This window comes from Mesorhizobium sp. M2E.F.Ca.ET.219.01.1.1 (assembly GCF_004016445.2).
Taxonomy (GTDB): Bacteria; Pseudomonadota; Alphaproteobacteria; order Rhizobiales; family Rhizobiaceae; genus Mesorhizobium.
Genome location: NZ_SADT02000007.1, coordinates 459,631 through 484,278, shown reverse-complemented (window position 1 = coordinate 484,278; position 24,648 = coordinate 459,631). Strand labels below are relative to the sequence as shown.

The window sequence follows — 24,648 nt, the reverse complement described above, 5'->3', positions numbered from 1 at the left end:
CAGAACCGCTGCACACTTCTGGGCGACATGCTGTTGTCTTGATACATGCATGTCGTTCTCCCAAAACCGCTGCACACTTCTGGGCGACATGCATTTCTCTGTTTTGATGCATGTCGTCTCCCAAAACCGCTGCGCACTTTTGGGCGACATGCACTAACGTCAATTGGGTGACGGCAGGCCGGTGATGCCGGGACGTGCCGGTCGCGCCTGACGTTTGAACTCCAGGCCGATATGGACGAGCAGCGCCGTGACCACGACCGCGCCACCGATGATGGTGCGCACCGACGGCACCTCGGAATGGACGAGCCAGACCCAGATCGGCCCGAGGATCGGCTCGAAGGTGCCGAGCAGCGCCGCGATCGCCGCCGGCACGAGCCGGGCGCCCATGGCGAAAAAGGCGAGGCCGACGCCGAGGTTGATGACGCCGAAGGCGAAGAGGAAGCCCATGTCGCGCCCGGACACGGCAAACTGCGAAGCTTGAGATGCCGCTAACGCGCCAGCAAGCAGCGCCGCGAGGCAATTGGCCGGCACCATGCGCACATGGGCGAAGCGCCGGGTGATCACAGTCGCGACGGAAAACATCACCGCAATCAGCAGCGCCAGGCCGTCACCGATGGGGGACACGGCCCCGTCGAGGGATTCGGAGACCATGATCGCGACGCCGGTGATCACTGCGGCAATGGCGACCCAGGTCGCCGGGCTGACACGCTCGCGAAACAAGAGCCACGCAAGCAGCGCCGCCAGCAGCGGCACTCCGGCCTGCATCAAAAGGATGTTGGCGACCGTGGTGTAGGCGAGCGCCACGACGAAGCTGGTGGAGGCGGTGGCGAAGCAGAGGGCGACGCCAAGCCCGGGCAACCCCATGTCGCGGAACAACCTCAACGTGCCGCGCCAACCGTCGCGCCAGACCATGAAGGCAATAAGGAAGGCCACCGCCCAGAGGGAGCGCCAAAACACCACGGTCCAGCTGTCGTCGACATGGATGAAGCGGGCGATGGTGCCGCCGAAACTCCACATGAGCGCCGAAAGGAAGACCAGCAGCATGCCGATCCGCTCCTCGCGCGGCGAGACGGCAGGCAAGGCGGCGGGCGGTGAAGCGGTATCGGTCATGGACATGACTGTCAGCGAGTTATTTGCTCTACGATGCACCAGGGACGACAGAACCGTGTCTCAGACGACAAGACCGCGGCTTGGACGACCGGACTGCGCCGCAATCGCCTAGCGCAAAGACGCCGGGTCGGCGTGATCCAGCGCCCGGCGAAGCTTGGGGCACGTCCGCCCCGTCATCCCTGAAAATCAAAGGCGCTCAGGCCGGTCACCATCTCGTCGAGGCCGAGCGGGCGCGTCACCGGCGGCTCGGCGCGCGCCAGGCAGCCGGCGCGCTCGCAAAGCCTGCAGGCGGGACCGACCGGGGTGGCGAAGCCCTGCCCGGGCTTGCCGGGGGATCCAGCCGGCAGCGCCGCGCCATAGACGATCTCGTCGCGAAAACCGATATCGCAGCCGAGCAGGAGCGCGGTGCGACGCGGCCGTTCGGAGAAGGCGCCTTGCGGGCCTTCCAACGTGCGGGCGATGCAGAGGAACTCAGCGCCATCGGGCATTTCCACCGCCTCGACCAGGATCTGGCCCGGCTGCGAGAAGGCCGCATGGATGGGGAGCTTGGGGCAGCCGCCGCCGAAGCGACTTTGCGGATAACCCTGGCTGCCGGCCTTGCGGAAGCGGTTGCCGGCATTGTCGACTTCCAGCATGAAGAACGGCACGCCGGCCGCGCCCTGCCGCTGCAGCATGGTCAGGCGATTGGCCGCCTGTTCGAAAGAGACGCCGAAGCGGGAACGCAGGACGTCGATATCATAGCGGGCGCGAACGGCGGCGGCATGGAAAGCCTGGTAAGGCATCATCAGCGCATGCGCGGCATAGCGGCCAAGCTCGAAGCGGGCGAGCCGGCGGGCCTCGTCCGTGCCGAGCTTTAGCCCCTGGATCTCGCCCGCGACGGCCACCGACATGCGCATCAGGCTCGCCTCCATGGCGACTTCGCGCAGCTGATCGAAGGGCGACAGCCGCTCCGACAGGAACAGGCGCTGCGAATGGCGGTCATAGCGGCGGCGCCAGTTGGGCATGGTGGCGACCGGCAGCACCTTGACGACGATGCCATGCTCGCGCCTCAGCCAGGCATTGAGCGCGCCGAACAGATCGTCGCCGGGCTCGAGGAGCGATGTGAAAGCCTCCGCCTCCTCCTCCAGCGCAGCAAAGTGGTTCGGCCGGCGCTCGAACACTTCGTGGACTTCGTCGGCGGGCAGGCGCGCGCCGGACAGCGCGGTCGCCCTGCCCTCCTTGGCCAGCAGTTGGTTGAGATCGGACAGGCGCTCGGCCTGCTCGCGATAGGCGCGAAAGAGCTTCACCATCGCCGCCGAAGCATTGGGCGCCGTCTCGGCGAGGTCGATCAGTTCCTGATCGCCGGGCAGTTCGCCGGCAAGAAGCGGATCGCTGAACGCTTCGCGCAAGGCCGCGATCGAGCCTTTTGTCTCTCCCTGCAATTCATGCGGATCGACCTTGTAGACGGAGGCCAGCTTGAGGATGAGCTGCACCGTCAGAGGCCGCTGGTTGCGCTCGATGAGGTTGAGGTAGGAGGGCGAGATGCCCAGTCCCTCGGCCATTGCCGTCTGGGTCAGCCCCCTGGCGTTGCGCAGCCGGCGCAGCCGCGGCCCGGCAAAGATCTTCTGGTCGGCCATCCGTTCCGCCCTTGACAAGAATTTACATACGCATCGAGTCCGATGCTCGCCCTGCCGTTTTTACAATCGTGACAAATTTACAGAGCTGACTTGTCAATGGCAACACAGCTTTTCCTTTATTTTTGGCGCTAAATGGCGGTTTCCCTAGCCTATTTCGCGCCGCAATGTAAACGATGTCACACGCAGACGTCGCGGGATATGTCCATTGCGATGCGGCGCTGAAGCAATTTCAAACGATCCGGAGTGACCAATGACCGATTTTTACAACCTCGTCCCCTCCGCGCCGGAAGGCCGTTTTGACGGCATCGAGCGCCCCTACTCGCCAGAGGATGTGAAGCGGCTGCGCGGCTCCGTGCAAATCCGGCAGACGCTGGCCGAGATGGGCGCGAACCGGCTGTGGAAGCTCATCCACGAGGAGGATTTCGTCAACGCGCTCGGCGCGATGTCCGGCAACCAGGCCATGCAGCAGGTTCGCGCCGGGCTGAAGGCGATTTATCTCTCGGGCTGGCAGGTGGCCGCGGACGCCAACACGGCTTCGGCCATGTATCCGGACCAGTCGCTTTATCCGGCCAATGCGGCGCCGGAACTCGTCAAGCGCATCAACCGCACCCTGCAGCGCGCCGACCAGATCGAGACGTCCGAAGGCAATGGGCTTTCGGTCGAGACCTGGTTCGCGCCGATCGTCGCCGATGCCGAAGCCGGCTTCGGCGGCCCGCTCAATGCCTTCGAGATCATGAAGGCCTTCATCGAGGCAGGTGCCGCCGGCGTGCACTATGAAGACCAGTTGGCGTCGGAAAAGAAGTGCGGCCATCTCGGCGGCAAGGTGCTGATCCCGACCGCGGCGCATATCCGCAACCTCAACGCGGCGCGCCTGGCGGCCGACGTGATGGGCACGCCGACGCTGGTCGTGGCGCGCACGGACGCGGAAGCGGCGAAGCTCTTGACTTCCGACATCGACGAGCGCGACCGGGCTTTTGTCGACTACGATGCAGGCCGCACGGTCGAGGGCTTCTACAATGTGAGGAACGGCATCGAGCCTTGCATTGCGCGCGCCGTGGCCTATGCGCCGCATGCCGACCTGATCTGGTGCGAGACCTCAAAGCCGGATCTGGCGCAGGCCAGGAATTTCGCCGAGGGCGTGCACAAGCATCATCCGGGCAAGCTGCTCGCCTACAACTGCTCGCCGTCGTTCAACTGGAAGAAGAACCTCGACGATGCAACGATCGCGAAGTTCCAGAAGGAGCTTGGCGCGATGGGCTACAAGTTCCAGTTCATCACGCTGGCCGGCTTCCACCAGCTGAACTTCGGCATGTTCGAGCTGGCGCGCGGCTACAAGGACCGCCAGATGGCGGCCTATTCGGAACTGCAGCAGGCCGAGTTCGCGGCGGAAGCCAACGGCTACACTGCGACCAAGCACCAGCGCGAGGTCGGCACCGGCTATTTCGACGCCGTGTCGATGGCGATCACCGGCGGCCAGTCTTCGACCACCGCCATGCATGAATCGACCGAGCACGCCCAGTTCAGGCCGGCGGCCGAGTAACGGATAACAACCAGAGGAAACGCCCGCAGGGCATTTTAATCGAGGAGAAGACCAATGGCATCGATAAGCCGCGTCAAGGAAAGGGCGGAAGAGCAATCGAGCGCGATGAGCGTCGACCAGCAGGCGACGATCCGCATGCTCGCCAACGATCTGCACAGGCTCAATCAGTCGGTCATGAAGGCAGTCGAGGCCGGCGTCTCGGTGGAGCTGGTGCGCTCGGCCAGGCACCATGGCGGCGACGGAAACTGGGGTGACCTTCTGATCCCCGTGATCGTCACCCATCAAAGCCATACTTGACGTAACGTCAACAGTCTCGGCGACAGTCTTCCGTGCGTTATACGTTCGGAGACTGTCGCATTTTTTCGATTTGCCTTTGCCGTTGGGGGCACGACTTGCGCTGAATTCAGGATTTTCTTGCTATATTTTCGGCCTCGGCCATTTCAGCTTGACTCCGGCCGCGATCTCACTCAATTCTGCCTCAGGTTTCAACCCTGCATTGAACCAGAGTGCCAGCCCGCCGATGTGTCCCGCCGACCGTGACGACCACTCCGAAAAACATCCGAGACCGGCAGCCCGCGCGATGGCGGCGGATTTTTCCAAGGTGCTGGTCGTCGGAAAATCATCGATCAACCGGGTCGTGGTGTCGAAAATCGTCGAGAAATCGGGCCTGAAGCCGATCTCGGAACCGCCCGAAGCCGCCGAGAAGACACTGGCCCGCCAACTGCCCGGCGCCGTCATCCTGGACGGCGGCCCCGACGACAAGGATTGCGACCGGCTGATGTCGGCCATCGACGCGCTGCGGCGCGTCTCCGGCAAGCCACTGCCCGCGGTTATCCTGCTCTCAACCAGGAATGGCACGCCGGAGAGCCTTGGCCTGTCGAGCATGGTCGATGCGGTCGTTGCCAAGCCGATCACGCCCGAGAGGCTGCAACCGGTGGTCGATCGCCTGACAGGGCGCGGTTAGATTGGACGGCGTTCAGCCGGCCTTTGCGATGGCTTCGACCAGGCTCGGCAACTCGCCGAGATCGGCAATCTGGCGGAAACGCGGCGCCGCAACCGGCGCCTCGGCATGTTCGACCGCCCAGGTCAATTCGTGCGGCACATGGATGCCCCAACCGCCGGCCTCGATGGCAGGCACGACATCCGACTTCAGCGAATTGCCGACCATCATGCTTTTTTGCGGTCCGTCGCCATGGCGACTGAAGATGCGGGCATAGGTGGCGGCGCTCTTGTCGCTGACGATCTCCACCGCGTCGAAGAGGTCACCCATTCCCGACTGCGCAAGCTTGCGCTCCTGATCGAAGAGGTCGCCCTTGGTGATGAGCACCAGATGGTAGGAGCCCGCCAGCTTTTCGACCGTCTCGCGCGCATGCGGCAGCGGCTCGATCGGATGGCGGAGCATCTCGCGGCCGGCAGCCAGGATCTCGCCGATGATCGAACCAAGCACCTCACCACCGGTGATCTCGACCGCTGTCTCGATCATCGACAGGGTAAAGCCCTTGATGCCGAAGCCGTAGATAGCGAGGTTGCGCCTTTCCGCTTCGAGCAGCCTTGCCGCGATATGCTCGTGGTCGCCGTGCTCCGCCAGCATTTCGGCGAAGCGTTTCTCGGTCATGCGGAAGAACTGCTCATTCTGCCACAGCGTGTCGTCGGCATCGAAGCCGATTGTGGTCAAATGAGAGGCAGGCATATGTTGGCACCGTTCTTCATGGACGGCCGGTGTACCTGTTGTTGCGGCGCGCCGCGAGCCTGAAGACGGATGCCTGCTTCTCCCGCCTCCCCTTCCCTTCCCCCGTGGCGCCCGGCTATAGTCTGAAATCCGCAACACAATCTGGTGAATGATGCCGCCTGAAAAAAGGGAAGTCCGTCCGTCAAGCCGGGGGGGACGCGCTCGCACGCCTGCCTTCCTGAAAAACGAACGCGGTGTGAAGAACTGGAAGGAGGCCAGCGCCTGGCTGGAGTGGCGCGGCATCGAGGATATCGAGTGCATCACGCCGGACCAGGCGGGCGTTGCCCGCGGCAAGATGATGCCGTCGAAGAAATTCACCTCCAACACCTCGCTGGCGCTGCCGTCGGCGGTGTTCATGACGACGATCTCGGGCGGCTATCCGGAAGACGGCAACGGCTTCCACTATCCCGAGGATGACGGCGACCTGAAGCTGCTTCCCGATCTCTCGACGCTGACGGTCGTGCCGTGGGAAGAAGACCCAACGGCAGCGGTGATCTGCGACCTCGTGCACCAGGACGGCCGCTCCGTCGAATTCACGCCGCGCAACGTGCTGAAGCGCGTGCTTGCCGCCTATGACGAGCGTGGGCTCAAACCGGTGGTGGCGCCAGAGATCGAATTCTATCTGGTGCGCAAGAACCCCGATCCGGACTATCCGCTGACGCCGCCCGTCGGACGCTCGGGGCGGCCGATCGGCGGCGGCGCGGGCTATTCGATCGCCGGCGTCAACGAGTTCGACGAGTTGATCGACGACATCTACCATTTCTCGGAGCGGCAGGGCCTGGAGATCGACACGCTGATCCATGAGGAGGGCGCCGGCCAGCTCGAGATCAATCTGCGTCACGGCAACCCGATCGAGCTCGCCGACCAGGTGTTCATGTTCAAGCGCACCATCCGCGAGGCGGCCCTGAAGCACGAGATCTACGCCACCTTCATGGCAAAGCCGATCCAGGGGCAGCCGGGCTCCGCCATGCATATCCACCAGTCCGTGATCGACAAGAAGACCGGCAAGAACATCTTCTCGGCCGAGGACGGCTCCGAGACAGACGCTTTCTTCCACTTCATCGGCGGCATGCAGAAGCATGTGCCTAACGCGCTGGTGATGTTTGCGCCTTACGTCAATTCCTATCGCCGGCTGACGCAACAGGCCTCGGCCCCGGTCAACAACAAATGGGGCTACGACAACCGCACCACAGCCTTCCGCGTGCCGCGTTCGGATCCGGCGGCGCGTCGCGTCGAAAACCGCATCCCGTCTTCCGACGCCAACCCCTATCTGGCGCTGGCGGCATCGCTTGCCTGCGGGCTGATCGGCATGACCAGGAAGGTCAACGCGGAGCCTCCGGTGCTGACCACAGCCAACGCCGATGAGATCGACCTGCCACGCAGCTTGCTCGAAGCGGTTGACCTGTTCGAAGGCGATCAGGAACTCGCGGCCATCCTCGGCACATCCTTCGCCGCCACCTACGCAGCGATCAAACGGGCCGAATTCGAGACCTTCATGGAGGTCATCAGCCCGTGGGAGCGGGAATATCTCTTGTTGAACGTATAGGGCACCGATCATGCCCTATCAGTCTCCCATTTCCCCCGGCCGGTCCTGGTACGAGGATACTGCCGGGCCTCGGCCCGAATACCCTTCCCTAGATGGTGACCGCCAATGCGACGTCGTCATTGTAGGCGGCGGCTTTACGGGGCTGTCGGCAGCCGCGCACTTGGCGAAGGCCGGCACCGATGTGGTGCTGATCGAAGCTTATCGCTTCGGCGACGGCGCATCGGGGCGCAATGGCGGCCAGCTCGGCACCGGGCAGCGCGCATGGGCCGAGGAACTGGAGGCCGAATATGGCCTTTCCCGTGCCAAGGCGCTGTTCGACATGGCCGAGGAAGCCAAGGCGCATCTGCTGGGCTTCGCGGCCAGCAACGCGATCGACATCGACTATATGCCGGGCCAGCTTTCCGTAGCGCACAAGAAACGTTACGTCGACGACTACAAGCGCCACGCCGAGATCATGGCGAGCCGCTTCGGCTATCCGCATGTCAGCTTCATGGACGCGGTGGAGACGGCGGAGCGGCTGGGCTCGTCGCGCTACTTCGGCGGCACCCGCGACACCGGCACCGGGCACATCCATCCGCTGAAGCTGGTGATCGGCACGGCGAAAGTGGCGACCGCCGCCGGCGCGCATCTCTTCGAGCAGACGCCGTCCACCGGCATAACTTCCAGCGGCGGCAAGGTGAAGGTCACGACGCCCAGCGGCACGATCACGGCCGACAAATGCCTGATCGGGGTCAATGCCTATGGCGGCAATCTCGAGCCGGTGAGCGCGGCGCATATCATGCCGATCGGCTCTTTCATCGGCGCGACCGTGCCGCTCGGCGCTGCTTCGAAAGTGCTGCCGGGCGGCGAGTCCGTCGACGACTCCCGTTTCGTGGTGCGCTATTTCCGCAAGTCGAAAGACGGCCGGCTGTTGTTCGGCGGCCGCGAGGTCTATGCCGTCAACGATCCGAAGGACATCCATATCCACATCCGCAGGCAGATCGCCGAGCTCTACCCGGACCTCAAGGAGGTCGAGATCACGCACGGCTGGGGCGGCTATGTCGGCATCACGATGCCGAGAAAGCCGTTCGTGCGCGAAGTGATGCCGAATGTGATTTCGATCGGCGGCTATTCCGGCCACGGCGTCATGCTTTCGAATTTCTTCGGCAAGCTCTATGCCGAGACCATTGCCGGCAATCGCGACCGCTTGAAACCGATCGAGGACCTGAATATCCCCGCCTTCCCCGGCGGCCGCCGCTTTCGCGCGCCGCTCTTGTTTCTCGCGCTCAGCTGGTTCGCCCTGCGCGACAGGATTTAAGGCTGGCAGCCCAGCCGGAGCCATCGATTCGACGCAGGCGGCTTGCACGCGGCAGGTTGTGGAAGCCTTAACGGACGGCGAGAATTTCGCAATTTGGCTCACTCATGCCATAATCAGCAGTAAAAGATGCAATTATGGGCGAAAATCCGGGGATTTCGCGGACCTTGTCCGCAATGATTTTCGGGACCGATGCTGATCGAAGCCAATCGTTGTGGCAGTGATCGAAAGAACGTCGGCCCGCGTGTTGGAGGTGGTTTGAGTGAACGAGCCCTTCAGTTTCGGCGCGCCTGAACGGCAGCGCTTCACAATGCAGTTCGGCTATAACGTACGGCCATCCTTCTGGCAGAAGATGCAGTCGAACGCGCATCTGGTCATTGCAGCGGTGGGCACGGTCGCGCTGCTCGGCGTAGCCGCGGTGGCGCTCTGGTTGTGCATTCCTGGCGGAGGCCGGCAGGTTGCCGCGGCCAGCGCCGAGCAAACCGTGCCGACAATCCCGGTGAAGACGACGAAGATCGCTCCCGTGGCGGCGGCGGTGACCGTGGCCTCGGCACCGCAGGTCGCGCCCAAGGCGGATGCCGTTACGCCTACGACGGCGGCCCGCGTAGCCAGCATTCCGGCGCTGGCGTCGAATAACCCCCGCTGGACTGCTTCCGACTCCAAATCCCCGTCGGAGCAGGCAGCGGATAAACCAGTTCCACCGGAGCAGGCCGCCAAGCCGACCGCTACGCAATCAACCGACACGGCCTTCGCCGAACCGACCGCGGAGAACGACGCCTCGGACGCGCTGGCGCAGGTTGCCGCACCCGCACCGGCAAGCGAGACGGCCGCGAAGACGCCGGGCGACAAGATGGACGGCGCCCAGACCGCCGCCATACCCGAGGCCAAGCCGCAGGCTCCCGATGCCGATCCGGCAGCAACGGACAACGCGGCGCAGCCCAAACCGGAACCCCAGAAGGTCGGCGCGACCGCCAACGGACGCATCTTGAGGGCCGTCACCATGCGCTCCGGGCCGAAGAAGGGCGCAGCCGCGATCGTCACCGTGCCCGCCAAGGCATCGGTGCAGGTGATGAACTGCAAGCAGTGGTGCGAGATCGTCTATAACGGCAAGCACGGCTGGGTCTACAAGAGCTACGTCAAGACGGGCGCGTGAGGCCGTTGTGCCGACGCCGCCGCGTCCTAACCGCGATGCCATCAGCCGCCGAAGAGGCGACGCAGGCGCTGCCACCGGCGATCATTCCTGCGTTTTTTGACGAACTGCCGATGCTCCTCGAATGGCACTTCGAAAAGGCCGCAATCCTGGCAACCTTCCTTTTTCCCGCAAGCGGGGATCCAGCATTTGACGTCATGCGTCCAGGCGAGCGCCAGACGCTCCAGGTGAAGACTGGAAGAACTCTTGAGCAGGATGAATTCGCCGGGCACCGCCGTGCGCCGGAGATGATCCGAAACCTCTTTCGGCGTGCGCAGCTCGACGAACCGGCCGCTGTCGCGATCGGCCTGGCTGGCCTTCGAACGATGCGCATGTTCTCCGACATAGATCACCTGGTCGGCAATCTCTCGCGCACTGTCATAGGCGCGCGCATATTTTGCGTTCGAACCGGCAAAGTCGGATAGCTGGCCGAGCACGATCCGCTTTCGCCCGGCCCCTGATTTCGCCACCATGTCGAAAGCGAGCGGCAGCGAATGCCACGGCGCTTTGGCGGTGTCTACGACGAAATGCGGTCCTCCGTCGGCGACCATAACGTGGCAGCGATTCGCCAACGGCTCGAATGTCGCGATCCTTTCCTCCACCATTCGCGCAGGCACGCCAAGCTCGAGCGCGGTCGCGGCCGCGGCAGCCGTCGGCAGCCAGAAATGCTCGCCCGGAAACGGCGTTTCGAGCTTCAGCGCCCCGCCCCGCCAATGGAGCATAAAGCCGAGCGTGCGTGGATAGGCGGCGCTGATGTCGGTGACGCGATAATCCGCCGTTTCCGACTCGCCGAACGTGACGACGCGATGCGCATCGCCGGATGCCATGGCAAATACATTGGGATCGTTGGCATTGAGGACCGCGAGACCGCCAGGCCCCAACGCCTCGACCAGCGCGCGCTTTTCGCGAGCGACGTTCTCCAGCGTCTTGAAGCTGGAAAGATGCTCGAGCCGCACCATCGTCACGACGGCCACATGCGGCTTCAGCATCTGCGCCATGGGCCTGATCGTATCGACGCCGAAAGCGCCGGCCTCGAAGACGACGTAGTCGACCTCGCCATCCTTGTTCATGCGCTTGTAAAGCGTGCTGACCAACGACTTTATCGTATTGGCCAGGACCCGCGTGTAGACTCGCCGGTGGCCGGCCAGGATGTGTCCGAGCAGGCTCGCCGCAGTCGACTTTCCGGAGCTGCCGGTTACGCCGATGAAAGTGGCCTTGCTTCGCGCCCGCGCACGCTTCGCCCTGTAGATTTTGAGGCGCTGGCCCAGGTCCTCGCGAATTTTTCGCAGTCTGGCATTCATGGCACTCGCCTCATCCGGGCACCGTTATGCCTTTCGCCGGATCGTCGAGTCAAACCGGGCCGCACCTCCATTACCTAGATACAGCGCCCGCCGTCGACCTCCAGCGCCACCCCGGTTATGAAGGCCGCTTCGTCCGAGGCCAGCCAGAGCGCCGCATTGGCGATATCCAGCGGTGTCGAAAGCCGGCCGAGCGGGATCGAGGCGCGGAATTTTTCACGGATTTCAGGCGTGTCGGCACCCATGAATTTCTCCAGCATGCCGGTCTCTCCGGCAACCGGGCAAAGGCAGTTGACGCGGATGTTCTTCGGCGCCAGCTCTATGGCCATCGACTTGGTGGCGGTGATCGCCCAGCCCTTGGAAGCATTGTACCAGGTCAGTCCCGGCCGCGGCCGCAGTCCGGCCGTCGAGGCCGTCGTCAGGATGACGCCGCCGCCCTGCCGGTCCATGATCGGCACGACGGCGAGCGCCGCATGGTAGATCGCCTTCATGTTGACCGCGGTGATCAGGTCGAAGGTTTCCTCGTCGACGCCGAGCATATCGCCGTTGCGGTGGGTGAAGCCGGCATTGTTGACCATGATGTCGATGCGGCCGAACGCGCTCTTGGCAGCGTAGATCATCTCGTCGAATTCAGAACGCAGCGACACGTCGGTCTGGGTCCAGATAGCCTTGTTGCCGATCTCGTCGGCCACCCGCTCGGCGCCCTTGGCGTTGAGATCCGCGACGACCACGCGCGCGCCCTCTTCGGCAAAGCGCTTCGCCATGCCCGCGCCGAAGCCCGACGCGGCACCGGTGATGATGGCGACCTTGTTTTCCAGACGCATGGCCTTCCCGCTCATTGGATTCCCGCAGATTTTGACGTGACTTTTCCACCTGCCGTCCGCCCGCCCTAGGCCCGGCAATATCTCCCTTAGCTTTCGTCACATTCGCGTTCTATGGTGCAGGTGCGAACGTTGCCGGAAGCCATGGCTTGCCGACAAGCTTGCCGGCAGCGCGCGAGTGTCGGGAAACATGTGGGCCGATGCAAGTGCAAGCGATTGGTCCTGCCTGTGACACCATGGCACTGGAAAATTTAAATCGATTAGAATATACCAACGAAGCTGCCGGTATCAGGCATCAAATCGGACTGACCATGACCAGCCAGATCATTCCTGTCGATCCTTTCGACTTCATCATCTTCGGCGGCACCGGCGACCTGTCGGAACGCAAGCTCCTGCCTTCGCTCTATTATCGCCAGCGCGACCATCAGTTCTCCGAGCCGACGCGCATCATCGGCACCTCGCGCGCCAAGATGACCGACGCCGAATTCCAGGCTTTCGCCAGGCAGGCGATTTCGTCTCACGTCAAGCCGGCCGATATCGACCAGAAGGAACTGGAAGTCTTCCTGGCCAGGCTTTCCTATGTTTCGGCCGACGCGACCAGCGGCGCAGGCTTCGACAAGCTGAAGAAGGCGATCGGCGACAGCGACCGCATCCGGGCCTTCTATCTCGCGGTGGCGCCGGCGCTGTTCGGCGATATCTCGCATCAGCTCAAGCAGAACAAGCTGATCACGCCGAATTCGCGCATCGTGCTGGAAAAGCCGATCGGCCGCGACCTCAGCTCGGCGCGCGCCCTCAACGACGCGGTCGGCGACGATTTCGACGAAGGCCAGATCTTCCGCATCGACCACTATCTCGGCAAGGAAACGGTGCAGAACCTGATGGCGCTGCGCTTTGCCAATGCGCTCTATGAGCCGCTGTGGAATTCGGCGCATATCGACCATGTTCAGATCACGGTCGCCGAGACCGTCGGCCTCGAAGACCGCGTCACCTATTACGACAAGGCCGGCGCGCTGCGCGACATGGTGCAGAACCATATTCTGCAGCTGCTTTGCCTCGTCGCCATGGAAACGCCGTCGTCCATGGACGCCGATGCGGTGCGCGACGAGAAGCTGAAGGTGCTGCGGGCATTGAAGCGCATCAACGGCAACGAAGCGCCCAAGCATACGGTGCGCGGCCAGTATCGCGCCGGTGCCTCGGCGGGCGGTCCCGTCAAGGGCTATGTCGAGGAACTCGGCAAGGACAGCAACACCGAGACTTTCGTCGCCGTCAAGGCCGAGATCGGCAACTGGCGCTGGGCCGGCGTTCCCTTCTATCTGAGGACCGGCAAGCGACTTGCCACCCGGGTCTCGGAAATCGTCATCGAGTTCAAGCCGATCCCCTATTCGATCTTCGGCGACAGCGCCGGACCGATCTTCGCCAACCAGCTGGTGATCCGGCTGCAGCCGAACGAAGGCGTCAAACAATACATCATGATCAAGGATCCCGGCCCGGGCGGCATGCGCCTGCGCCAGATCTCGCTCGATATGAGCTTCGCTCAGTCCTTCGACGCGCGCGCGCCGGACGCCTATGAGCGGCTGATCATGGATGTGGTGCGCGGCAACCAGACGCTGTTCATGCGCCGCGACGAGGTCGAGGCGGCCTGGAAATGGATCGACCCGATCCAGAACGCGTGGGAAAGCGCCCGGCAGGAAGCCCAGGGCTATACGGCCGGAACCTGGGGGCCGTCGGCCTCGATCGCGCTTATCGAACGTGACGGACGGACATGGCACGAGAGCAATTGAGCGAGGTCAGCTACGGCTGGAACGGCTTTGCCGATCGGCAGGACCTGGCGACGGCGCTTGCCGGCGAGATCGCAGACCGGTTGACCCGGGCCGTTGCGGAACGCGGCACGGCGCTGCTCGCCGTGTCCGGCGGGACCACGCCGGCGAAGCTGTTCGCCGCGCTATCGACCACGCAGATCGCCTGGGACAAGGTCACCGTGACGCTGGTCGACGAGCGCTTCGTGCCGCCCTCCTCGCCGCGCTCGAATGCCGGGCTGGTGGCGGCAAACCTGCTCCAGAACAAGGCGGCGGCGGCGCGTTTCGTGCCGCTCTACCATGAGGCGGCAAGCATCGAGGAGGCCGCGGCGGCGGACAGCGAAGCGCTGCGGTCGCTGCCCTGGCCGCTCGACGTGGTGATCCTCGGCATGGGCGGCGACGGCCATACGGCTTCGTTCTTTCCGGATGCCGGCAACCTCGAGGAGTTGCTCGACCCGGCGTCCCGGCGCATCGTGCTGCCGGTGCATGCGGCGAGCGGCGGCGAGCCGCGGCTGACGCTGTCAATGGCACGCATCGTCGCCGCCGGCTTCGTCGCGCTGCATATCGAAGGCGAGGACAAGCGCACAGCGTTCAACGGCGCGATGGGTCCAGGCGCTAAAAAGCCGATCCGCAGCGTGCTCGAAGCGGCGCCGAGACGGACAGAGGTGTTCTGGGCACCCTGATTTCATATGAGGACAGCCCGGTGGCAAGGGAGGACGCTTACCGGGCTCGAAAGGACGGACCATGACAGCCAGACGCGATATCGAAGCCATCACGGAACGCATCCGCCAACGTTCGAAAGCCGGGCGAGAAGCCTATCTCGGCCGCATCGCCGGAGCGTCAAGCAATACCGCCAATCGGGCGGTGCTGGGCTGCGGCAACCTCGCCCACGGTTTTGCCGTGTGCAGCCCGTCGGAAAAGATCGCGCTTGGCGGGGACCGCGTGCCGAATCTCGGCATCATCACCTCCTACAATGACATGCTGTCGGCGCATCAGCCATTCGAGACGTTCCCGGCGCTGATCAAGGAAGCCGCGCGCGAGGCGGGCGGCATCGCTCAGGTCGCCGGCGGCGTGCCGGCGATGTGCGACGGCGTCACCCAGGGCCAGCCCGGCATGGAGCTGTCGCTGTTCTCGCGCGACGTGATCGCGATGGCGGCGGCGATCGGCCTGTCGCACAACATGTTCGACGCCGCCGTCTTCCTCGGTGTCTGCGACAAGATCGTGCCCGGGCTGGTGATCGGCGCGCTTACCTTCGGGCACCTGCCGGCGGTCTTCATCCCCGCCGGACCGATGACGACCGGGCTCGCGAACGACGAGAAGGCCAAGGTCCGCCAACTCTATGCCGAAGGCAAGGTCGGCCGCGCCGAACTGCTGGAAGCGGAGTCCAAATCCTATCACGGGCCGGGCACCTGCACGTTCTACGGCACCGCCAATTCCAACCAGATGCTGATGGAGATCATGGGGCTGCACACGCCCGGCGCCTCCTTCGTCAATCCAGGCACGCCGCTGCGCGACGCGCTGACCAGGGAAGCGGCCAAGCGCGCGCTGGCGATCACTGCGCTCGGCAATGCTTACACGCCGGTTGGGCGCATGATCGACGAGCGCTCGATCGTCAACGGCGTGGTCGGTCTGCACGCCACCGGCGGCTCGACCAACCATACGATCCACCTGATCGCCATGGCCGCCGCCGGCGGCATCGCGCTCACCTGGCAGGACATTTCCGACCTGTCGGAGGCCGTGCCGCTGCTCGCCCGCGTCTACCCGAACGGGCTTGCCGACGTGAACCATTTCCATGCCGCCGGCGGCCTCGGCTTCCTGATCCGCGAGCTGCTCGACGAAGGCCTGCTGCATGAGGATGTGCAGACGGTGTGGGGCGAAGGCCTGCGGCCCTACGCGGTCGAGGCGCGGCTTGGCGACGACGGCAGCGTGGTGCGCGAAGCGGCACCGGCCATCAGCGGCGACGAAAAGGTGCTGGCCCCAGTGGAGAAGGCATTCCAGCCGACCGGCGGACTGAAGGTGCTCGGCGGCAATCTTGGCCACGCCGTCATCAAGACCTCGGCAGTCAAGCCCGACCGGCGTGTCATCGAGGCGCCGGCAAAGGTGTTCGACAGCCAGCAAGGCCTGAACGACGCCTTCAAGGCCGGGACGCTGACCGGCGACTTCATCGCGGTCATCCGCTTCCAGGGCCCGAAGGCCAACGGCATGCCGGAACTGCACAAGCTGACCACGGTGCTCGGCATTCTGCAGGATCGCGGCCAGCGCGTCGCGCTGGTGACCGACGGGCGCATGTCTGGCGCCTCCGGCAAGGTGCCAGCGGCGATCCACGTGACGCCGGAGGCGGTCGAGGACGGCCCGATCGCCAGAATCCACGACGGCGATGTCATCCGCCTCGACGCCGATGCCGGCACGCTGGAGGTTCTGGTGCCGGGAACGGAATTCGCGCTGCGCCGCACGGCGGACGCCGACCTGATCGGCAACGAATTCGGCTTCGGCCGCGAGCTGTTCGCCGGCTTCCGGCAACTGGTCGGCCGCGCCGACCATGGGGCGGCGGCGTTCGGAAACGCCTGACGTTTCCGGTGTCAAAAGAGAAAGGGCGGCCTCGCGCCGCCCTTTCTCTTTGTTCCGGCCGAAACGACTACTGAACCGCGATCTCGGTTCGCTCGCCGGCCTTGATGGTCACCGGCATTTCCTTGTCCTGGCCCTGGTCGGAGGCGTGACGCACGACCACATAGTCGCCGGCGGGAATCGTCTGCTGCCAGCTGTCGCCATAGCTCAAACCCAGCGACTTGCGCTTGCCCTCTATGTCTTTCTTCGACGAGAACACCTCGATCGAGTAGGCGCCGGGCGCCGACATCGCCAGCACGCCGGCGTCGAGCGTGACCTTGATGTTCTGGTTGTCGCCGGCCTTGATGGTGAAGGGCTGCTCGGCAACGGCCAGATCAAGCGTGGTGAGCGCGACATAGTCGTCTGGCGGCAGCCAGAACTTGCTGTCGGGACCATAGGAGTGCTCGACGCTTTCGCGGGAACCGTCGATCTTCTTCTTAGCCTTTACAATTTCGAAGCTAATGCCGGAATTGTCGGCCTTGTCACCGCCTGCCGTATAGAAGGCATTGAGCACGGCGTGACCGACGCCGACGACGACGTCCTTCTCGACCGTCTGTCCTGCAGCAAGCTGGATGGTCTCGGTTACCGTGCCGGCGCCGATCTGCACCGTCACCTTCTGCTCGCCGGCGGGCACCGTGGCCTTGGCGTCGCCATAGTGGGTGGTGCTGCCGCCGGGATAGGCGAAGTCGACACGCGCCTCGCCGCTGATCTCCGATCCCTGGCTCGCATGCGGATGGATAACCAGCGTCCCGCCGTTGAGCGTGAACAGCGGCTTGTAAACCTGGCCGGCCTCTATTCTGATCTTCTGCTCGCTTCTTGCCTCGTCGTCGCGGCCGACGACGATATAGTCGCCCGGTTCGAGATTGGTTTTCAGCTCGCCATACTCGGTCATGACCTGATCGCCGCGCGAGCCGTCCGCATTGGCCTTGTAGATTTCCCAGGCATTGCTGTTGTCGGATATCTCGGGACCTCCCTCGGCCATGACCACGCTCGGCATGAAATTGAATTCAGGCTTGGCGGGCTCGGGCGCCGGCGCGGGTGCCGGAGCCGGCTCAGGCGCCGGAGCCGGGGCCGCCACGGTCTCGACCAGGGCGTCCTGCAGCCCTTTCTCGTCGGAGGCCTGGATGTATTTGCCGCCGGTGTTCTCGGCAAGGCAGGCGATCTGCTTGCCCTCGTCGGCGGTCAGGCCGAAGCCGACGACATCGGCGGTGAAATCGACGCCGCTTTCCTTGAGCTCCTTGCCGAGCGCGCAGGGATCACCGCCGCAGGTCTCCAGCCCGTCGGTGATCAGCACCACTGTTGCCTTGTCCTCGGTATATTTCAGCGCCTCGGCGGCCTGCTTGACGGCGGCCGTGAGCGGCGTCTTGCCCAGGAATTTCATGCTGTCGGCCGCCGCCGAAATGGCGCTGGCGGAGCCAGCCTGCGGCGGCACGATCAGCTCGATGTCGTCGCAGCTGCCTTTGGTGCGGTGGCCATAGGCCATGAAGCCGATCTCGTCGTCGGCCGGCACCGACTGCAGCACCGTGCGCAGCGATTCACGCGCGATCTCCAGCTTCGGCTTGCCGTCGATCTGGGCCCACATCGAGCCGGATGCATCAAGGATGATGATGACCTTGTTGGCGGCAAAGCCAAAACTGGTCATCGACAAAAGGAGGGCCGCCGCAGCGACGCTCCGTATCAGTCCCGCCATGGATGTCTCCTGATTATTCCCTCGTCCGCGCCCGGAAAGCTATTTTAGGTGGCCTGCGGAGACAAGCTGCAAAGCTGATGCATGTCGCGCAAAACGTGTGGCCGGGTTTGTGTCCAGCGCGACCCGTTTCACTCAGGAGCCCGGCGCCTGTATCGGGACAAAGCCCTCGGCCTCTACGATCGCCCCGTAGCGCGGATCGCTGCGCAGTCCCCTGAAGGCCGGATCGATGCGTACGCCAAGCAGATCGTCCTCCTTGCGCCTTGCCGATTCCTCAAGATAGCGGATCGCGTCGTCGCCGCAGCCGAGCATCGCGGCGGTGGCGGCTACCTTGTAGGCAGGTTCGCGGTCGCGCTGGTATTGCCGCAGTTGCTCGGAAAACATCGCCTTCAACAGGCCATCGCCGCCCTCCTCATCCAGACCCTTTTCGGCGGCATCGGCAATCGCCCGGCGGGCATCGTTGCCGGAGATGACGGCGGCAAGCCGACACTCACGCAGGAAATCGCTCCAGCGATGCTGGTCGAGGTAGATGGTGGCGAGATATTCGGGCGGCGAACGCAGGTTCGGCTCCGCCTCGGCAAGCGGCTGCAGGATCGCCAGGGCCTCGTCGACGCGGCCGGCATGGAACAGGATGAGCGCCTTGTTGGCAAGGATGCTGCGCGACTGCGGGTTGAGCTCCTGCGCCTTGCCGATCTCGCTCAGGGGCCGTTCCGTTTCGCCTGCGACCATGAGTGTCAGCGCGTACCAGTGATGGGTCTGGGCCGAGCCCGGGTCTAGCCGGATCGCCCGCTCGAACAGCGCGCGCGAGCGGGCAAAGTCCTTGTCCCAGTAGAAAGCCGCGAAGGCGAGCGCGGCATAGCCGCCGGCATTGTCAGGGTCGAGCGCGATGGCGCGGTTGGCGGCCGCCTGCGCCTTCGGATAGGCGTCCCTCGCCGGCATCAGGGTGAACTGGCTGACCATGTTGTAGGTGTCGGCCAGCTTGGCATAGGCGTCGGCATATTCGGGATCGAGCGTGGTCGCCTCGGTGAGCAGTTGCATGGCGCGGTTCAGCCCGCTCGCCTGCCTTGTCTCCAGGTAATAGACGGCATCGAGATAGAGATCCTGGACCTTGGGGTCCGGCCTGTGGGTAGCGCGACCCGGCAAGATGGGAGCATCGCGCATCGAAAGGATTCCGGCGACGGCGACCACGGCAAAGAGCGTGATCGCGCTGGCGATGAGGAGAGCCGGCCGGTAACGGGAAGAGCCGGGCACCCGTGAGATCCGATCAGAGTCGGCCGATGGAACCTGCGGCATTTCACCGAATGCCGCCGCGGCGGTCTCGGTCGCAGGCGCTTCAGTCGGTGCGGCCGCGTCGCCCCGCAGCCATCGCTCCAGCTCATCGGCATAGGCAAAGACGAGGTTCCTCGCCCCGCCGGAAATCCGGTGAACCGGCAGGCCGCGTTGGCGCTCCCAGCGCCGCACGGTGCGCTCGTCGCGGCCGAAGAAGGCAGCGATTTCCTTCCAATCGTTCAGCCGACGGTCGCGCCCGCTCGCCAAAGCCTGCCCCCTAGTGCCCGTATCTGCCCGCATTTGCCGCACGCGCCCAGGTCGGGCTTCGTCTAGCATCCGGGCATCGCTGGCTCGACGCCAACCGACGGCACATCCCCGGCGGCCAGACTTGCTTGGCTTGCCAAGGATTTCAACCCGGCCAAAATGTGAGGTGCCGGCACCGCCGGATCCGACGATCTTTCTGCGAGATCAATAGGTGGTGCGCCGCTCTTCCGATGGCGGCCGGCCGAACTGCAGCCGATAGCTCTGCGCGAAATAGGAATGCGAGGTGAAGCCGGTGGCGATCGCCACGTCGAGGATCGGCATGTTGGTCTGGCGCAGCAACTCGCGCGCGCGTTCGAGCCTCAGCCGCATGTAATAGCGGCCGGGCGTCACGCTAAGGTGGCGCAGGAACAGGCGCTCGACCTGCCGCACCGAAAGCCCTGCTGACTTGGCGAGCTGCACGGCCGACAGTGGTTCGTCGAGATGGTCGGCCATCAATTCGACGATGCGCCTGAGCTTCTCCGACTTGCCGGTGAGGTCGCGCTCAGGTCCGACGCGCTGGCGGTCGCCGGCCGAACGGATGCGCTCGTGCTGGAACTGGTTGGCGACGCCATTGGCGAGGTTGGAGCCGAAATCGCCGCGCACGATCTCCAGCATCAGGTCGATCGAGGTTGTGCCGCCGGCGCAGGTGTAGCGCTTGCGGTCGATCTCGAAGACGTTGCCGGTGCAGTTGATGTCGGGAAAGCGCTCCATGAAGCCGGCGCGGTTTTCCCAATGGATGGTGCAGCGGTAGCCGTCGAGCTGTCCGGCCTCGGCCAAAAGATAGGAGCCGACCGAGAGCGCCCCCAGCGCATTGCCGCGCCGGCCCCAGCTGCGCAGCGCGGCCAGCACCTTGCTCTTGCCGGGGAATTCGGTGGTGAGCCCGACCGAGACGAACAGGATGTCGACCGGCGGCATGTCGGCGACCGAATAGTCGATCTTGAGCGGCAGGCCGTTGGAGGCCATGACCGCGTCGCCATCGGCCGAAATCGTCGTCCAGCCGTAGAAGTCGCGACCGAGCAGGCGGTTGGCCGAGCGGAAGCAGTCGATGGCCGCCGCCAGCGAGAACATCGAGAATTTGTCGACCAGCAGAAAGCCGAACTGGCGGCCGCCCTGAACGGGATCGTTCGTGATCGGCCGTTCGATAGGAGCAGTAAGGTTCGGCAAGGATCTGCTTTCGATCAGAAGGACGGCCGCTTCAGCCCGGCCGCGAGGTAGGCGGAAGCTACAGTGTTCGCCATCAGCATGGCAATGGTCATCGGCCCGACGCCGCCAGGGACCGGCGTGATGGCGCCGGCGACCTTGGCCGCCTCGGCGTAGGCGACGTCGCCGACCAGGCGGCTCTTGCCTTCGCCCTTCTCCGGCGCCGGGATGCGGTTGATGCCGACGTCGATGACGGTGGCGCCGGGCTTCACCCAGTCGCCCTTGACCATCTCGGGACGGCCGACCGCGGCGACCAGGATATCGGCGGTACGCGCCAGCGCCGGCAGGTCCCTGGTGCGGCTGTGGGCAATGGTGACCGTGCAGTTGGCGGCGAGCAGCAGATTAGCCATCGGCTTGCCGACGATGTTGGAGCGGCCGACGACAACGGCGTTGAGGCCGGAAAGGTCCTTGCCGCGCACGCGCTCGATCAGAAGCATCGAGCCCGCCGGCGTGCAGGGCACGAAGGCCGTCTCGAGCTCGCCGGTGCCGAGCTTGCCGACATTGATGAAGTGGAAGCCGTCGACATCCTTCTCCGGCGCGATCGTCTGGATCACCTTGCCGGCGTCGATATGGCCTGGAAGCGGCAACTGTACGAGGATGCCGTGGATCGACTTGTCGGCGTTGAGATCGCCGATGATCTGCAGCAATTGTTCCTCTGTGGTGTCGGCCGGCAGCGTATGCTGGAGCGAATGGAAGCCGCATTCCTTGGCGGTGCGCGATTTCGAGGCGACGTAGACCTGGCTTGCCGGATCCTCGCCGACAATGACCACCGCAAGGCCGGGCTTGGTGGCGCCCTTGGCCGAAAGCTCCGACGTCAGCGCCTTGACCTTCGAAACCACATCCTCGGCGACACGCTTTCCGTCAATCACTTCGGTCATCACGAACTCTCCGTTTCGAGGCCGCATCGATGCATGCCCCATGCCTCAATCCGGCATCCCGAACCGCCGACGCAGGGCGCGGCCGGCCGAAATGCCGCGGGGCATTTTCACGAAAATTCGCCAAGGCAATCCCGTCAAAGCGTCGTCGGATGCCGTAAACCCGAAACCGGTCGCTTTTATCGAAGGTCGAGTGGCTAAGAAATATGGGTGGCCAAGAACACCGGCGCCTTAGAAATAGCGGCGACGCGAGCGGCTTTCGGTCAGCTCGCGCACCGCCTCGCGGAATTCGCGCAGGCTGGCGCGGATCTCGTCGATCTCACCCTGCTGGTCGGCGGACGGCCGGCGGGCGTCGCCGACGGCCGGCGGTTGCGGATGATAGGCTGCCGGCGATGCCGGATAATGATCCTCGTAGGGATCGGACCGCGCATGGTCCGGCCGATAGGAATAGCCCTGCTCGTATGGCGGCTGGACATTCTCCCGCGCCGGGGCTTCAGCCCGAGAATAGCGTTCCTCCCGGCTGGGCGCGCGCCAGGCGCTTTCGGGTGGAACGGTGTCCAGGTCGACCGTGTCAGCCGGCTCGCGCCGCACGAAATAGCGAAGCGCCGAGGCCAGCGAGCCGAAGAGTCCCGGGCGGCCGGCATCGTTGTCCGATGTCGATGGCGGCGCGACGGGCTGGGCGGGCGCGGGAGCAGCCGCCGGTGGAGGTGTCGGGGGTGAGGCAGGCGGCGGTGTGAAAGACGCGGCTGGCGACGGCGTGAATGCCGGAGCCGTAGGCGGCGTGAAAGACGGAGCGGGAGGCTGCGGCGTGAAGGACGCGGCCGGTGGTGGGGCGACCGGGCGGGCGGGCGGCGGTGTCACGACCGGTGGCGGCGTGACGAGCGGCGGCACCGGTGGAGCGGCGTGGTTGGAACTGTTCTCCACGACTGGAAGGCGCTCGTCGACCCTGCGCCGCGAGCGGCCATCGGCCGTCTCACGCAGGCTGGCAAGGATGCCGCGCAGCGCGCCCAGGCCGATGCCGGCGAACAGGCCGGCAAACAGACCGGCCACGGCCATCACGGCGCGCGACGGTCCCTTGGCCTGCAGCGGCGCATAGGCCTCCGAAATGACGCTGATGTTGGCGGTGTTGATGTCCTTCTGCTCGCCGGTCTCCTTGGCGCGCAGCAGGAACTGCTCGTAGACGGAACGCTTGGCGGCCGCCTCGCGCTCCAGCTCGCGCAGCGAGACCAGGTTGTTGTTGACGTCGCCGCTCTGCACCTTGGCCTGCGCCAGGCGCGAGGAAAGGTCCTGCTCGAGCTGGACGGAGCGCTTCAGGTCGACCTGCAGCGAAGACGCGATGCGCTGCAGCTCGGCGCCTATGCGCTCGCGCGCGCCGGCAAGCTGGGCATTCAACGCCTCGATCTCCGGATGGCGCGGCCCGAGCTTGACCTCGGCACGGTCGGCTTCCTGCTTCAGTGCCGCATATTGCGAGCGCAGCTCGCTCATCATGTTGGAGTTGATCTCCTCGGGCAATGTGCCGCTGAGGACCGAATTGACGTTCAGCGAGCGCGCCGAGGCCGCGCGGGCATTGAGCTCCAGCGTGCGGGCGCGGGCGACGGAGAGCTGCTCGTTGAGCTTCAGCATCTGATCGTCGCTGATCAGGTGGCCCTGCGCGTCGACGAGGTCGTGCGTCGCCCTGAAATCCTCGACATTGCGTTCGGCCGTCTCGACGCCCTTGCGTAGTTCGTCGAGCCTGGCGGTGAGCTCGTCATTGGCGCGGCCCGCGGTGCTCGACTGGATCTCGCTGGAGATCTGCTTGAACGCCTTGACCATGGTGTTGGCAATCAAGGCGGATTTCTCGGCGTTCTGCGTGGTGGCGCTGACCGAGACCACGAAGGTCTTGCCACCACGCTCGACGTCGAGGCTGTCGTACAGTTTGGCGACCGCCAACGCGCGCTTGCGCGCTTCGTCCGCAGCACCTGCATCCTGCCGCGACAGGATCGAGCGGAGCGTCGACATCAGGCCGAAGCCGCCATTGCCTTGGCCATTGAACTCAGGATCATTGGTAAGGTTGAGATCGGTGACGACCTTGTTGAGGACGGTGCCAGAGGTCAGGATGCGGACCTGGTTCTCGACGATGGCGAGCGTCGCATCCGAGGCGACCACGTTCTGCGTCAGGTCGCGATCGGTGAGCTTGAGGTCGCGCGGATCGACGATGACGTCGGTGGTAGCCTCATATTTCTTCGGCGTCGACAAGGCGATGGCGACGCCGAGCGCGGCGCCCAGGATGGTCGTCGACAGGATCAGCGCCTTGGATCGCGTGATACCGTGCACGACCTGCATCGGGTCGATCAACGGCTTCCATTCCTCGGAATCGTTCTCGGCTCGTGGCCGGCTCGTGTGACGCGATTCAGGCGCGGCTTGCGGCTGCTGGCTCTCCGCAGGAGCTTCACGGAGCGGCTCGGGCGACGCAGACCGATTTTTTCCGCGCCAGTCATGTTCGGGCTCGACCGGCTGGGATTGCGCTTGTCCCTGATGACGGCCAAATTCGTCGGTATCATTGGACTGCGGATTCAACTTTCCTTCGCGCTCGGAACGCGCTGCGCGGTGGCGCGCGGCGGCGTCCTCGCGCCAGGAAGAGTTGGCCCTGTCGCCAATCGAAACGGTGTTGTCCTCGCCACGCATGGCCTGACCGAGCGCCAGCAGGGAACGCTCGCGCCTCCAGTCATCACGGTTATCCCTGTCGACCATTGTCCTGGAACTTGCTCTCTGACAGCTTGGGCGCGGCGGAT

At 64.6% G+C, this 24,648-nt stretch carries 19 protein-coding genes; 9 read left to right on the top strand and 10 right to left on the bottom strand.

What is annotated here, in order from left to right:
• Positions 1-159: 159 nt before the first annotated feature.
• Together EN862_RS30795 and EN862_RS30790 are read right to left on the bottom strand one after the other, a co-directional pair.
• Positions 160-1,110, bottom strand: coding sequence for a DMT family transporter (locus EN862_RS30795; RefSeq protein ID WP_127867624.1), 951 nt, complete (start codon positions 1,108-1,110; stop codon positions 160-162).
• Between the two features lie 173 nt (positions 1,111-1,283).
• Positions 1,284-2,726: an XRE family transcriptional regulator gene (locus tag EN862_RS30790; RefSeq protein WP_127867356.1), complete on the bottom strand. Its 1,443-nt coding sequence runs from the start codon at positions 2,724-2,726 to the stop codon at positions 1,284-1,286.
• A gap of 250 nt (positions 2,727-2,976) precedes the next feature.
• Here EN862_RS30790 and aceA point away from each other — a divergent pair, with 250 nt between their 5' ends.
• The 3 genes from aceA to EN862_RS30775 all read left to right on the top strand — a co-directional run bounded on the left by aceA (position 2,977) and on the right by EN862_RS30775 (position 5,230).
• On the top strand, positions 2,977-4,266 hold the full coding sequence (aceA, locus tag EN862_RS30785) for an isocitrate lyase (RefSeq protein WP_127867357.1): 1,290 nt from the start codon (positions 2,977-2,979) through the stop codon (positions 4,264-4,266).
• A 54-nt stretch (positions 4,267-4,320) separates the two neighbouring features.
• The gene (locus EN862_RS30780) at positions 4,321-4,563 is read left to right on the top strand and encodes a hypothetical protein (protein WP_042640947.1); all 243 of its coding nucleotides are present in this window, start codon (positions 4,321-4,323) and stop codon (positions 4,561-4,563) included.
• Between the two features lie 283 nt (positions 4,564-4,846).
• Positions 4,847-5,230: a response regulator gene (locus tag EN862_RS30775; RefSeq protein WP_189401670.1), complete on the top strand. Its 384-nt coding sequence runs from the start codon at positions 4,847-4,849 to the stop codon at positions 5,228-5,230.
• Positions 5,231-5,242: 12 nt separating this feature from the next.
• Here EN862_RS30775 and EN862_RS30770 read toward each other — a convergent pair whose 3' ends face one another.
• Positions 5,243-5,956: an HAD family hydrolase gene (locus EN862_RS30770; protein WP_127867358.1), complete on the bottom strand. Its 714-nt coding sequence runs from the start codon at positions 5,954-5,956 to the stop codon at positions 5,243-5,245.
• Positions 5,957-6,107: 151 nt separating this feature from the next.
• Between EN862_RS30770 and EN862_RS30765 the strand changes: the two genes are divergently transcribed.
• From EN862_RS30765 to EN862_RS30755, 3 genes are all read left to right on the top strand, one after another.
• Positions 6,108-7,541 (top strand): glutamine synthetase family protein, encoded by a 1,434-nt coding sequence (locus tag EN862_RS30765; protein WP_127867626.1) that lies wholly within the window; start codon positions 6,108-6,110, stop codon positions 7,539-7,541.
• 10 nt (positions 7,542-7,551) lie between these two features.
• Complete coding sequence (locus EN862_RS30760) at positions 7,552-8,838, top strand: FAD-binding oxidoreductase (protein WP_127867359.1); 1,287 nt, start codon at positions 7,552-7,554, stop codon at positions 8,836-8,838.
• Between the two features lie 259 nt (positions 8,839-9,097).
• Entirely contained in the window at positions 9,098-9,988 is an 891-nt protein-coding gene (locus EN862_RS30755) for an SH3 domain-containing protein (protein ID WP_127867360.1), read from the top strand.
• A gap of 41 nt (positions 9,989-10,029) precedes the next feature.
• On the opposite strand, the gene EN862_RS30750 is transcribed toward EN862_RS30755, so the two are convergent.
• Positions 10,030-11,325 carry a Mur ligase family protein gene (locus tag EN862_RS30750; RefSeq protein ID WP_127867361.1) on the bottom strand — a complete coding sequence of 432 codons (1,296 nt, stop codon included), beginning with the start codon at positions 11,323-11,325 and terminating at the stop codon, positions 10,030-10,032.
• 74 nt (positions 11,326-11,399) lie between these two features.
• Positions 11,400-12,146, bottom strand: coding sequence for an SDR family oxidoreductase (locus EN862_RS30745; protein WP_127867627.1), 747 nt, complete (start codon positions 12,144-12,146; stop codon positions 11,400-11,402).
• 308 nt (positions 12,147-12,454) lie between these two features.
• Here EN862_RS30745 and zwf point away from each other — a divergent pair, with 308 nt between their 5' ends.
• The 3 genes from zwf to edd all read left to right on the top strand — a co-directional run bounded on the left by zwf (position 12,455) and on the right by edd (position 16,507).
• Positions 12,455-13,924: a glucose-6-phosphate dehydrogenase gene (gene zwf / locus EN862_RS30740; RefSeq protein ID WP_127867362.1), complete on the top strand. Its 1,470-nt coding sequence runs from the start codon at positions 12,455-12,457 to the stop codon at positions 13,922-13,924.
• Complete coding sequence (pgl, locus tag EN862_RS30735; protein ID WP_127867363.1) at positions 13,906-14,622, top strand: 6-phosphogluconolactonase; 717 nt, start codon at positions 13,906-13,908, stop codon at positions 14,620-14,622. The genes zwf and pgl overlap by 19 nt, the downstream gene beginning before the upstream one ends.
• A gap of 61 nt (positions 14,623-14,683) precedes the next feature.
• Positions 14,684-16,507, top strand: coding sequence for a phosphogluconate dehydratase (gene edd, locus EN862_RS30730; protein ID WP_127867364.1), 1,824 nt, complete (start codon positions 14,684-14,686; stop codon positions 16,505-16,507).
• Between the two features lie 67 nt (positions 16,508-16,574).
• Here edd and EN862_RS30725 read toward each other — a convergent pair whose 3' ends face one another.
• From EN862_RS30725 to EN862_RS30705, 5 genes are all read right to left on the bottom strand, one after another.
• A complete protein-coding gene (locus EN862_RS30725; RefSeq protein WP_127867365.1) occupies positions 16,575-18,233 on the bottom strand; it encodes a VWA domain-containing protein in 1,659 nt (552 codons plus the stop codon).
• A gap of 132 nt (positions 18,234-18,365) precedes the next feature.
• Entirely contained in the window at positions 18,366-19,799 is a 1,434-nt protein-coding gene (locus EN862_RS30720; protein WP_128192806.1) for a hypothetical protein, read from the bottom strand.
• Between the two features lie 168 nt (positions 19,800-19,967).
• Positions 19,968-20,966, bottom strand: coding sequence for a GlxA family transcriptional regulator (locus EN862_RS30715; RefSeq protein WP_040988147.1), 999 nt, complete (start codon positions 20,964-20,966; stop codon positions 19,968-19,970).
• Positions 20,967-20,980: 14 nt separating this feature from the next.
• Positions 20,981-21,880 carry a bifunctional methylenetetrahydrofolate dehydrogenase/methenyltetrahydrofolate cyclohydrolase FolD gene (gene folD, locus EN862_RS30710; protein ID WP_127867367.1) on the bottom strand — a complete coding sequence of 300 codons (900 nt, stop codon included), beginning with the start codon at positions 21,878-21,880 and terminating at the stop codon, positions 20,981-20,983.
• Positions 21,881-22,108: 228 nt separating this feature from the next.
• Complete coding sequence (locus EN862_RS30705) at positions 22,109-24,607, bottom strand: GumC family protein (protein ID WP_127867368.1); 2,499 nt, start codon at positions 24,605-24,607, stop codon at positions 22,109-22,111.
• Positions 24,608-24,648: the final 41 nt, after the last annotated feature.